Here is a 10,198-nt window from a genome sequence, read left to right as displayed (position 1 = left end):
AACACCGATAGATTTCGATGCGGCGAGTTGATGTCACACGCGAAAGGCCAGGTGAAACGCCGTGAACACGTAAGTCACACTGCGTGACGGGGTGAAAATCCCACACGTACTATGTGCTCGCCGGCAACACGCCGGTGCTCGTGCACAACACGAATGGTTGTCGAACTGCCTCGATGTATGAGGACGTCACGAGGCCCGGTGCCCGCATGCCGAATAGGCTTACTGATGTCGGCCCCAATGAATTCGGGCGAAACCTTGAGGCAAACGGTTGGAGCCGTGCGGACAAGGATTGGGGCACCGTGTATGAGAAGGCGGGGGCAAGATATCAGCTTCGTGATCATGCAAAGACTCACGATGGATGGACGGCCGAGTTCTTCAAGTCCGGGTCCAAGAAGGCTGATCTCAAGATCAGGCTGGGGGAGGACTGATGTCGGAGACTAGTTCGATCGTCGATCGCAACGGCTACATATCGGTTCGTTCGCATGCGGCTGCGGTCTTCCACCTTGATGCCAGGTTTCCTAACCAGGTCTTCAAGAAGGACGCGAGCGATTCCCTCTTCTGTGAGTTTGATGCAATCCTAGCCCCGGATTTCTGGCCGACCTTCTGCGCGATGGCGCGCTGGCATGGCGACCAGTGGGTCGAGCTGCTTGTTCTGGAACCCGATTGTGATGCATACTATTACTCGAAGTATCGGATTTATTCGGCAATCTCGCTTTCTGTCGAAGCCGGCGTGGACGACTACTGGGCGGCGATCGGTTATGAGCCGCCCGGCGATACCTATTCGTCGATGGCAATCACGGCGAACGTCGTCGCTGTTACTGGAGCTTCTGGAGGATGGGGCTGCTGGGGCGAAAGGGAATCCGAAGTTGCGGTTTTTCGCGGCTTCCCGGATTCCTCTACCCGAAGCGAATGGCGTACCCAGTTTGGTCCATTCCTGGAAGTGTCCGATGCATTGGCTTCGTATTTTCCATGGACTTTCAAAGGTCGCGCTGCACCAGATGGCTACGCTGCTGCGCTGACCGCCAACTATGGCCCCTCGACTGATCCACCTTATGAGATCACGAAGTCTGTCTAAATCGCTGGGAAAAAAATCCCTTCCCGCGGTGACTCATGCGCCGCGGGCGAGAATGAGAATCTCACTACTGTGGGTAATGAAGTGGTGTCGTTGGCCGTAGCGGTCCGCCTGGGTTGCCGTCACGGTTGCCGTCACACGCCTCTAGCGGCTGTGTCCGCAATCCGCATTCCGCTATCTTAAACATAGCTTGTGCTCTCGTGGAGAAAGTAAAGACTGATTGCCTGCCAAGTTGACCTACGCGCACCACGGTGACGCCTGCCGGGCCGCCAACGCCCTCGACCTGGTGGGCGACCGGTGGACGCTCATCGTCGTCCGCGAACTGCTTCTCGGCCCCAAACGCTTCGCCGACCTACAGGAAGCCGTACGTGGCATCACCCCGGCGGTCCTCAGTGACCGGCTCAGATCCCTGCGGCAGGCCGGCATCGTCGAGCAGGTGACCCTGCCCGACCTGGCGCGCACCCGCGCGTACGTCGTCACCGAGTGGGGCCGTGGGCTGGAGACGGTGCTCGCGTCGCTGGGCCGGTGGTACTCGTCCGGCCGGGATCCTCGCACCAGCGGCGGCATGACCCCCGACGCCACCGTCCTCGCCATGCGCACCATGGCACCGCCGGTGCCCGACGACCTGCCGCCGACCACCCTGCGCCTCTACGACGCCCGCCAGACCAACCCACCGGTACGCGAATTACCACCTGGCCGCCGTCGACCGGCTGCTGGAGGCCCAGCCCGGTGCCGCCGACGACGCGACCGTCAGCAGCCTGGCGAGCCGGCACCGACTAGGTCAGCGCGCCGGGCAGCGCTTGCCTTCGGCGGGGACGGTCAGGTCGACGAGGTAGGCGTCGACGGCCTCGGTGATGCAGGCGGTCTGCGGGTAGGCGGTGTGGCCCTCGCCCTCCCAGGTGAGCACCCGGCCGACGCCGAGCATGTCGGCCAGGGCCGGGGTCTGCTCGTACGGCGTGGCGGGGTCGCCGGTGGTGCCGACGACCAGGATCGGCGGAGCACCGTCGGCGCTGCCGGTGGGGTAGGGGTCGCTGCCGCCCGGCCATTCGGTGCAGGAGACCAGGCCGGCGGCGAGCGGTGCGCCGAAGAGCGGATACTGCCCGCGCCACTGGGACTGGAGTTGGCGGATCCGCGCCAGGTCGGGCCGCTCGTCCTCGTCGGCGCAGTTGACGGCCAGATTGGCGTCGAAGAGGTTGCTGTAGCGGCCGTTCTCGTCGCGGCCGGTGTAGTTGTCGGCGAGGCGGAACACGTCGTCGGGGTTGCCCTCGTTGAGCCGGTCGATGGCCTGGGCGAGCTGCTGCCAGCCGGGTTCGGAATAGAGCGAGGAGACGATCGCGTAGAAGACCCAGCCGGCGGTGGCCTCGCGGCCGTCGGCGGAGCGGACCGGGGAGGCGTTGGCCTTGTCGATGGCGGAGGTCACCGCCGCCCGGGCGTCCGGCGCGACCGGGCAGCGGGCCGGGTTGGTTGCGCACCACCGGGTGAAGTTGTCGAAGGCCCGCTCGAAGCCCCTGGCCTGGCTCTCCGAACCGGCGATCAGCCCCTGGCGGGGGTCGACCGCGCCGTCGAGCACCAGCGCGCGTACCCGCTGCGGAAACAGTTGGGCGTAGGTGGCGCCGAGCAGGGTGCCGTAGGAGTAGCCGAGGTAGGTCAGCTTCTCGTCACCGACGGCCGCACGGATCGCGTCCATGTCGCGGGCGGCCTGTTCGGTGCCGTACAGCGGCAGCTGGTCGCCGTACCTGTCGCCGCAGCCCTGGCCGATCCGCCGGTTGAGCGCCACGAAGTCGTCGAACGACTGCTGGCTCTCCGGGTCGGGGTCGTAGCCGAAGGCGGCGTCGAGGTCGGCATCGGGGATGCACTCGACGGGGCTGGACCGGGCCACCCCGCGTGGGTCGAAGCCGACGATGTCGAAGCGTTCCATGATGCTGTCGGGCAGGCCGCCGAACTGCTCGCCGAAGGACAGGTAGACCGCGGTGTCGACCCCCGAACCGCCGGGCCCGCCCGGGTTGACCAGGAGGGAGCCGATCCGGTCGCGCTGCTTGGTGGAGCGGGCGCGCAGCAGCGCGATCTCGAAGGTCTCGCCCGCGCCGGCGCCGCCGGCCCAGTCCCGGGGGACCTGGACGCGGGCGCACTCGTACCGGATATCCGGCGCGCTCCGACCGACCACCTCGTCGGGTACCTCCGGGCAGGGTCGCCAGGTCGCGCCCGTGCCCGGCGCCGCGGCCTCGACCTCGGTGTCGGCGCGCGGCGCGAACGCCGGTAGCGTGCAGCCGGCGGCGACTACAGTGGCGGCGGCCAGGCCGGCCACGGTGAGCCGGAAACGGCGGATCCGGTCGGAAGTACGGGTCACGAACGAGCCTCCGTGATCAGGTCGACGGCCACGCTACGCGGGCCCGGCCGGGACCGCCGGGTCGCCTCGCAGGACCTGGTCCACGTCGAACCGGACCGGCCGGTCAAGTTGATCGTATCGGCAGGACAGCGGGTCCCGGTCGGGCCGCCAGCGGACGAACCGCGCCGTGTGCCGGAACCGGTCGCCCTCCATCGCGTCGTACGCCACCTCGACAACCAGCTGTGGGCGCAGCGGCTCCCACTCCAGGTTCTTCGTGCCGGTCCACCGGCTCACCCCGCCGGGGATGCGCTGGCCCCGCTCGTGGTCGCCGTGCACCCACGGGTGCTCCGTGCCGGTGTCGCGGTAGGGGGCCAGCTCCTCCAGCAGTTCGGCCCGGCGGGTCATGGTGAACGAGGCGCTCACCCCCACGTGATGCAGCACCCCGGTGTCGTCGTGCAGCCCGAGCAGCAGCGAGCCGACCACCGGGCCGGACTTGTGCCAGCGGAAGCCGGCCACCACCACGTCGGCGGTGCGGGCGTGCTTGACCTTGGACATGAGCCGTTTGCCCGGCTCGTACGGCAGGTCGGCGGGCTTGGCGATCAGCCCGTCCAGCCCGGCGCCCTCGAAGACGTCGAACCAGCGGCGTGCGGTGTCGGCGTCGGTGGTGATCTGGGTGACGTGCACGGGCGGGCGCACCTGCGCCAACGCCTCCTCCAGCCGGGCGCGGCGGGTCGGGTACGGCGCGTCGAGCAGGCTCTCGCCGTCGAGCGCGAGCAGGTCGAAGGCGACGAAGTCGGCGGCGGTGGTCTCGGCGAGCAGCTTCACCCGCGAGGCGGCCGGGTGGATGCGCTGGGCGAGCAGCTCGAAGTTGAGCCGGGGCTGACCGTCCGGGCCGTCGCGGCGGATCACGATCAGCTCGCCGTCGACCACGCAGCGCGGCGGCAGCTGCCGGCGGGCCTGCTCCACCACCTCGGGAAAGTAGCGGGTCATCATCTTGCCGCCCCGGCTGGCCAGCTCCACCTCGTCACCGTCGCGGAACACGATGCAGCGAAAGCCGTCCCACTTGGGCTCGTAGGTCATGCCCGGACCGGTGGGAAGCGACGCGACGCTGCGGGCGAGCATCGGCTCCAACGGCGGGTTGATCGGCAGGTCCACGGCGACCAGTCAACCAGACGGCACCGACAGCGGTGAGGCAGATCACCGCCCTTCGGTGGGCGGCATGTCCGTCCGACATCCGGCACGTCCCGCCCGGGCGAATCAGCGAACCGCAGCGCAGAGCTACTTTCGCGGGGTGCCGGAGTTGGTGTGCGGGTGCTGCGGGCGGTGGCGGGTCAGCGTCGAGCTGATCGCCGGCCGGTACGTCTACCGGCTGGTGCACCGCTATCCCGGTCGCTTCGGCGGTGGCAAGGACGTGCTCGGCGAGGTCGGCTCGGTGACCGAGCTGGCAGAGCTGCTGCTGCGGCGTACCCCGGTGAGCCTGGCCGACCTGCGCGAGGCCGCCTGAATACGGACGGCCGGTGCTCAGAAGTGGGCGAACGAGCGGATCGGGGCGCGGGGGCCGAACTTCGGCGCCTGCACGCCGGCGGCCTCCAGCAGCCGGCAGACCCGGCCCCGGTGCCCCCGGAACGGCGCCAGCAGCGTCAGCATCCGGGCGTCGTCGCCGCGTGGCTCGCCGGCCAGGGCCCAGGCGACCGTGTTCGGTACGTGGAAGTCGCCGACGCTGACCGCGTCCGGGTCGCCGTACGCGACGCGGACCACCTCGGCTGCGGTCCACGGCCCCACGCCCGGGATCGCGCGCAGCACCCGGGTGGCCTCGGCGGGGTCGGCGCACCGCTGAAGCCGGTCGGCCATCCGGGCGGCCCGGCGCAGCGTCTCGGCCCGGCGCTGCTCGATCCCGAACGGGTGGAAGACCCAGTACCCGGCGGCGGCCACCGCCGCCGGGTCCGGCGGCAGCAGCAGCCGCACCGGCCCGGGTGCCGGCTCGGCGAAGTGGCGGACGGTCGCCGCGTACCCCCGGTAGGCCTCCTTGCCGGTGACCTTCTGCTCCAGGACCGCCCGCAGCACCCGGGAAAAGAGCAGCCCGGTGGCCGGCAACCGCAACCCCTGGTGCGCCGCCGACAGCCGGGCCACCACGGGGTGCGTCGCCGCGAGATCCGCGAACCCGGTGAGGTCGTCGCGGAGCCCGGCCACCGAGTCGGCCCGCTCGACCACCCACCCGGCGCCCGGGCCGTACCCCTCGGCGACCAGGTCGCCGCCCGCCGTCCGCAGGGCGAGGGTGGCCGGCCCGTCCGGGGTGCGGGTCGCCCACCAGAAGGTGCCCGCGGCGATCCGTGCACAGGGGTCGTACGGGCTGAACGTGAGCGGTCGCACCGACGCGGCCAGGTGGTAGGCGGACGGCGGTCGCAGGGCCCGGCCCGCGTCCGGTTCGGTCCTGGTCACGGCGTCACTCTGCCACGCGCGGCCGACGCGATGCGGGGTACCCGACGGGGGGGCGACGGCGATGGCCGGTCGCGGCCCTCGCGGGCGGCGACCGGCCATCGGTGTGCCGACGGATCAGTAGTCGGAGTCGGAGTCGCTCGACTCGGACTTCGACGGCGGTGCGACGGCCTTCGGGGTGCCCTTGGGCAGGCACTCCAGGTTCTTGCTGCCGTCGGGGTTGACCACGAACCAGGTGCCGCCGACGCCCTGGCCCTTCCACGCGCCTGGCTTCTTGTCACCGATGTAGGTGTAGAGCGGCCATCCGTCGAGGGTGATCTGGCGGGTGCCATCCTCGCGGGTGATGGTGCCCACCGCGTCGTCGGAGACGCCCTTGAGGGCCGGGTCGCCGTCGGTCAGCGCCGGCGGCCACACCTCCGCGCACTCGTCTTCGCAGTTGGACGACGGCGGGTCGTTGGTGTCGCGGTCGAATCGGTACAGGATGAACCCGTCCTGGTTGACGACCGCGCTGCCCATCCGCGGGAACTCCTTGCCGGTCAGACTCTCGGTCAGCTCGGCCCCGTCGGGCAGGGGAACGTCGATCTCGGCCTCCGCGCCCGGTGACGCCGAGGCACCCGGCTCCGCGCTGGCCTCCGGGTCGGCGGTCACGGTGGGCTCGGCCGCGGCCACGGCGACCGGCTCGGCCGCACCGGAGTCAGGTCCGTAGCCCGCGGGAGCGCAGGCCGTAAGTGCGACCATGGCGCTCACGGCGATGACGGTCCGCTTCATCTGTGCCACGTGCCCTCCTCATGCTTGATAGTCACCGATAAGTACGGGAGCGGTGCTGTCAAGGGTTGAATTCAAAACGGTGGCGAACGTCACTGGTTGGCATTGAACCGCCTGGGGCCTCTGATCGTGGAGTCCGGATCGCGCCCCTGCGGCCAGGCACGGCTGAAGGCCCGTCTCGGGCGAGGCGGGCCTTCACGTGCGAAGGGTCAGGCGGTGGGGACGGTCAGCAGGGTGTCGGTGGCACCCCTGGCGTCCACTTCCTGGACCTCGAAGTGCTTGATGTCGTCCAGCTTCGTCTGCGTGGCCGCCGACAACTCCAGCGGCTGTGAGTTGGCGTTGGTGCCGTACCCGCCCTCCGGAACCAGCCAGGTGGAGAGGACCTCCGTCTCGGCGTTCTTGCGCACCACCACCAGACGGCAGGTGCGCGCACCCGGCAGTCGGCTGAGGGTGAAGTCCATCCTGGTGCCGAAGTCCTTCGAGATGAGGAAGAACGTCGCCTGCACCCCGGTGGTCGAGTCGGTGACGTTGACCTGCTCACCATCCTGCTGGTTGCCGCCCAGGCCCGGGTCACCCGGGTCGCCGGGGCGGATGACCGGCGGGTCGAGCGGCGCGCTGGTCTCCGGTCCGGCCTGGATACCCGGCCGGTTGCCGCTGTCGCTCAGGCTGGCGAAGCCGACACCGGTCAGCCCGCCGAAGACGACCACGGCCGCCGCGGTCGCGAGGACCTGCCGGAACCGTGCCCGCCGGCGGTGCCCACGCAACGCCACAAGTGTCCGGTCCAACAGGACCGGGTTGGTGTGGGTCTGCTCCAGCGCCGTGATCGACTCCTCGTCGATGTCGGAGAGCAGCCCGACCACCGGCACCATCGTCTCCAACTCGGCGGCACAGGCCCAGCAGGTCGCGAGGTGTTCCTCGAACCGCTCCATGTCCTGGTCGTCCAGTACGCCGAGCGCGTACGCGGCGACGTCCATGTGGTCAACCCGGCTCATTCCGTCACCCCCCTCTCCTGCAGAGCTGTGCGCAGCGCGCGCAGCGCGTAGTAAACCCGCGACTTCGCGGTGCCCAACGGCAGGCCGAGCTCCTCGGCCGCCTCCGGCACCGTCCGGCCCCGGAAGTAGGTCGCCACCAGGATCTCCCGGTGGGACTGGGTCAACGTTCGTAGCGCGTCCGCCACCGTCATCGAGCGCAGCACCCGGTCGGTGCTGTCCGCTTCGGCGAACGCCGTCAGATCCCGGTCGTACGTCTCGGCCGGGCGGGCCTGTTCGCTGCGGTGCTCGTCGATGGCGATCCGTCGGGCCACCGTCACCAGCCACGGCCGCAGCGACCCCTGCCCCTGTGCGCCCAGCCGGTGGGCGTTCTTCCAGGCACGCAGCAGCGTTTCCTGGACGATGTCCTCGGCCCGCTGCCGGTCGCCGGCGGTCAGCCGCATGACGAACATCAGCAGTGGACCGGCGTGTTCGGCGTAGAGCGTGCGTACCAACTGGTCGGAGTGGGCAGCCTCGGTGGTCGAAGCCTGGTGGCGGCCAGGGGTGGGTCGCGGCGTCACCGGGCTATTCTGGCGAGACGCCGCGCGGGAGTCGACCCCACGGGGGGACGTGGTCGGCCGTGACTGGGACCGGGCGGACATCCAGCCCTCCCGCACCCGGTCGCTCTGCCAACCGACCGCCAGTGCATGCATGCAGACCTCCGGGTGTCCATGGACAGAAGCCGTCCCCCCACGGGCATGGCTGCTGACTGGTACGGACCGACCCGCCGAACAGATCAACGCCGGACGGAAAAAATCCCCGGCGGAGGCGGCGTCGAGTCGACGGCTTCGTCGTCGTGCACCACGGCGGCCCCCCCGGTGAACCGGTCCAGCTCCGCGCCAGCGAGCACCCGGCCCGGAAACCAGTCACCGGCGGCGCGGCGGGACAACGCCGCAACCGGCGGCTCCTGGCGGCCGGCGAGCAACACAAGGTTGCCGTAGCGCCGGCCGCGTAGCACCGCGGCGTCGGAGACCAGGCAGGCCCGGGGCAGCACCGACCGCACGGTGGCGACCTGTCCGCGGGCGTGACGCAGCGGCGGGCCGTCGGCGATGTTGGCCAGGTACCAGCCCGCCGGACGCAGCACCCGGGTCACCTCGGCGGCGTACTCCACAGAGGTCAGCCGGGCCGGTGTGCGGGCGCCGGCGAAGACGTCGGCGACCACCACGTCGTAGCTGGCGTCCCGCGAGGCGGCCAGCACTGCCCGCGCATCGTCCACCCGTACCTTGAGCCGCAGGTCGGCCCGCCACGGCAGTGCCCGCCGGACCAGCTCGACCAACGCCCCGTCCAGCTCGCACACCCGCTGGTAGCAGCCCGGACGGGTGGCGGCCACGTAGCGGGGCAGGGTCAGCGCGCCGCCGCCGAGATGCAGCACCCGCAGCGGCACACCGGCGGGCGCGACCAGGTCGATCGCGGCGGCCAGCCGGCGGACGTACTCGAACTCCAGGTGGGTCGGGTCGGTCAGATCCACATGCGACTGCGGTGCGCCGTCGAGCAGCAGCGTCCACGAACCGGCCCGGTCCGGGTCGGGTACCAGCTCGGCGAGGCCCGTGTCGACCGGCTCGACGATCCGGTCGCCGGTCCGCCGCCGGCCCATCAGCGGCCGGCCCGGGCGGCGGCGCTGCGCGCCGCGGCGGTCAGCGCACGGTGCAGCAGTCTGGCGTCCCCCAGCCGGGACCGCAACTGGCGTTCCAGCCCGGCGATCGGAACCAGGTTCTGCGGGGCCCTGGGATCCTTGTACGGGGTGGAGGCGAACCGCGGCAGGGTGACCAGCGACAAATCCGCCAGCCGCACCGCGTCGACGATCTCCAGATCGGCCGAGCACTCCAGCCGGACGATGCCCGCCCAGGGCGCCCCTGGCGCCACCGGCAACCGGAGGTACCACGACCAGCCACCCCAGGCGGTACCCAGCCGGAACACCGGTGAGCGGTGGCCCGCCGGGAGGCCGGTGACCACGGCGGTGAGCCGGGCGTCGAGGTACTGGCTGTGTTGGGTCTTGATGTAGCCCAGGGTGCGGGGCAACTGCCGCCGGTTGCGCAGCGGCCCGTCCACCACCAGCAGGTCACCGTCGGCACGGGCGGCGGCCGACACCTCCACCTCCAGGGCGGTCAACGGCCCCTGCACCGCGGCCGGCAGCTTGGCCAGCTCACCACTGCCGCTGACCCGGTGCACCAGGTAGCGGACATTGCCGGCCACCACGTCCGTCGCCGCCGGGCTGGCGGTGAACAGCCCGCGCCGGACGGTGGCGCCGGCCAGCTGCGCGACGCCACGCTCCAGGTCACAGCGAACCACCCCGGCGGCGTACGAGGCGGCCAGGCCGGGAAACGAACTGCCGTCCTCCTCGGCTGTCCAGACGCTGGCGTCGATCCGGCGTACCCCGTCGACCAACAGCACCACGTCGGGTGCCCGTACGCCCGGACGCAGCCCGATCGCCTGCCAGTCCACCACCGGAAGCTCGTGCTCCGCCTCCACCTGCGCGCTGCTCGGCGTGGCCGGACCGCCCGGCGACGCCTCGAACGACGCCCCGTAGGCCGGATCCCACGCGTCGACGAAGAACCGGCTCACCGGAATGGT

General features: G+C 70.7%; 11 protein-coding genes and 1 pseudogene. 4 read left to right on the top strand and 8 right to left on the bottom strand.

What is annotated here, in order from left to right:
• Nucleotides 1-173 precede the first annotated feature (173 nt).
• From ACFHWY_RS24300 to ACFHWY_RS24290, 3 genes and pseudogenes are all read left to right on the top strand, one after another.
• Nucleotides 174-428 (top strand): hypothetical protein, encoded by a 255-nt coding sequence (locus tag ACFHWY_RS24300; protein WP_416582563.1) that lies wholly within the window; start codon nt 174-176, stop codon nt 426-428.
• Entirely contained in the window at nt 428-1,075 is a 648-nt protein-coding gene (locus tag ACFHWY_RS24295) for a hypothetical protein (RefSeq protein ID WP_416582562.1), read from the top strand. Before ACFHWY_RS24300 ends, ACFHWY_RS24295 begins: the two co-directional genes overlap by 1 nt.
• A 283-nt stretch (nt 1,076-1,358) precedes the next feature.
• Nucleotides 1,359-1,598 (top strand): annotated as a pseudogene (locus ACFHWY_RS24290) (winged helix-turn-helix transcriptional regulator); the annotation flags it as partial.
• 255 nt (nt 1,599-1,853) lie between these two features.
• On the opposite strand, the gene ACFHWY_RS24285 reads toward ACFHWY_RS24290, so the two are convergent.
• Both ACFHWY_RS24285 and ACFHWY_RS24280 read right to left on the bottom strand, forming a co-directional pair.
• Nucleotides 1,854-3,419 carry an alpha/beta hydrolase gene (locus ACFHWY_RS24285; protein ID WP_416582561.1) on the bottom strand — a complete coding sequence of 522 codons (1,566 nt, stop codon included), beginning with the start codon at nt 3,417-3,419 and terminating at the stop codon, nt 1,854-1,856.
• Between the two features lie 33 nt (nt 3,420-3,452).
• Nucleotides 3,453-4,553 carry an ATP-dependent DNA ligase gene (locus ACFHWY_RS24280; protein WP_416582560.1) on the bottom strand — a complete coding sequence of 367 codons (1,101 nt, stop codon included), beginning with the start codon at nt 4,551-4,553 and terminating at the stop codon, nt 3,453-3,455.
• A gap of 136 nt (nt 4,554-4,689) precedes the next feature.
• Between ACFHWY_RS24280 and ACFHWY_RS24275 the strand changes: the two genes are divergently transcribed.
• Complete coding sequence (locus ACFHWY_RS24275; RefSeq protein ID WP_416582566.1) at nt 4,690-4,902, top strand: hypothetical protein; 213 nt, start codon at nt 4,690-4,692, stop codon at nt 4,900-4,902.
• A 17-nt stretch (nt 4,903-4,919) separates the two neighbouring features.
• Here ACFHWY_RS24275 and ACFHWY_RS24270 read toward each other — a convergent pair whose 3' ends face one another.
• The 6 genes from ACFHWY_RS24270 to ACFHWY_RS24245 all read right to left on the bottom strand — a co-directional run bounded on the left by ACFHWY_RS24270 (nt 4,920) and on the right by ACFHWY_RS24245 (nt 10,189).
• Nucleotides 4,920-5,837, bottom strand: a complete 918-nt coding sequence (locus ACFHWY_RS24270; RefSeq protein WP_416582559.1) for a DNA-3-methyladenine glycosylase family protein — start codon at nt 5,835-5,837, stop codon at nt 4,920-4,922.
• A 114-nt stretch (nt 5,838-5,951) separates the two neighbouring features.
• Entirely contained in the window at nt 5,952-6,611 is a 660-nt protein-coding gene (locus ACFHWY_RS24265) for a hypothetical protein (RefSeq protein WP_416582558.1), read from the bottom strand.
• 197 nt (nt 6,612-6,808) lie between these two features.
• Nucleotides 6,809-7,591 (bottom strand): anti-sigma factor family protein, encoded by a 783-nt coding sequence (locus ACFHWY_RS24260; protein ID WP_416582557.1) that lies wholly within the window; start codon nt 7,589-7,591, stop codon nt 6,809-6,811.
• On the bottom strand, nt 7,588-8,280 hold the full coding sequence (locus ACFHWY_RS24255) for a sigma-70 family RNA polymerase sigma factor (RefSeq protein ID WP_416582556.1): 693 nt from the start codon (nt 8,278-8,280) through the stop codon (nt 7,588-7,590). The genes ACFHWY_RS24260 and ACFHWY_RS24255 overlap by 4 nt, the downstream gene beginning before the upstream one ends.
• Nucleotides 8,281-8,363: 83 nt before the next feature.
• Nucleotides 8,364-9,221: a spermidine synthase gene (locus ACFHWY_RS24250; protein WP_416582555.1), complete on the bottom strand. Its 858-nt coding sequence runs from the start codon at nt 9,219-9,221 to the stop codon at nt 8,364-8,366.
• Nucleotides 9,221-10,189, bottom strand: a complete 969-nt coding sequence (locus ACFHWY_RS24245) for a hypothetical protein (protein ID WP_416582565.1) — start codon at nt 10,187-10,189, stop codon at nt 9,221-9,223. The genes ACFHWY_RS24250 and ACFHWY_RS24245 overlap by 1 nt, the downstream gene beginning before the upstream one ends.
• Nucleotides 10,190-10,198: the final 9 nt, after the last annotated feature.

The organism is Micromonospora sp. LOL_024, from assembly GCF_048060415.1.
Taxonomy (GTDB): Bacteria; Actinomycetota; Actinomycetes; order Mycobacteriales; family Micromonosporaceae; genus Micromonospora.
Note: the sequence above shows the minus strand (reverse complement) of the source record. Positions and strands in the feature narration are given on the sequence as shown.

Bases quoted from the DNA above. Each gene is read 5' to 3' on its own strand.
- ACFHWY_RS24300 (WP_416582563.1), top strand. From the start codon at position 174: ATGTATGAGGACGTCACGAGGCCCGGTGCCCGCATGCCGAATAGGCTT.
- ACFHWY_RS24295 (WP_416582562.1), top strand. From the start codon at position 428: ATGTCGGAGACTAGTTCGATCGTCGATCGCAACGGCTACATATCGGTT.
- ACFHWY_RS24260 (WP_416582557.1), bottom strand. From the start codon at position 7,591: ATGAGCCGGGTTGACCACATGGACGTCGCCGCGTACGCGCTCGGCGTA.
- ACFHWY_RS24255 (WP_416582556.1), bottom strand. From the start codon at position 8,280: ATGCATGCACTGGCGGTCGGTTGGCAGAGCGACCGGGTGCGGGAGGGC.
- ACFHWY_RS24250 (WP_416582555.1), bottom strand. From the start codon at position 9,221: ATGGGCCGGCGGCGGACCGGCGACCGGATCGTCGAGCCGGTCGACACG.